Raw genomic sequence first — 502 nt, 5'->3', positions numbered from 1 at the left:
AACTCGACCAAATGGCAGCAATGTCGCGCCAGTCACTTCTAAGTTCGCATTGCTAGATGCGTAACTACCAGCGATTGAACCTAGACTGTGAGTGTCTGATATCGATACGCTCTGAAATGCTTTTTGGTCGCCCGACATGACATCCCCAACCGCGTTTATCACTGAGACATCTGCAATTGTGTCCGCCGTTGTATTTTTTACCTCAATCGAATACGAAATTTCTTCACCATTTTCATAATGACTCCCAGAAGCAGGACTAAATGAAATTTCCACCTCTCCTGCTGCTAGAGCGTTTGCAGAGGTAAATAAGGCAACTAAGAGTAAGGTAAAACAACGCTGAACCATCGACACAGTACTTTCCAATTTATATAAAATTCTTATGAATTACCGAGAGTAAAATGAACACAAAATCGTCAAAATTTTGAGGCGACGAATTTTTGACGACAATTAATCAATAAATGTCACGATATGGTCAATTTTTTATTTAATAACCATAAATAGG

At 39.2% G+C, this 502-nt stretch carries 1 protein-coding gene; it reads right to left on the bottom strand.

Features of this window, described 5'->3' with window-relative positions:
* Positions 1–345 (bottom strand): hypothetical protein (locus tag R8O11_RS31720; RefSeq protein ID WP_318195451.1); only part of this gene is annotated, 345 nt, incomplete at its 3' end.
* Between the last annotated feature and the right edge of the window lie 157 nt (positions 346–502).

The organism is Vibrio sp. 1288, assembly GCF_033344475.1.
This window is presented reverse-complemented; position numbering and strand designations above follow the sequence as displayed.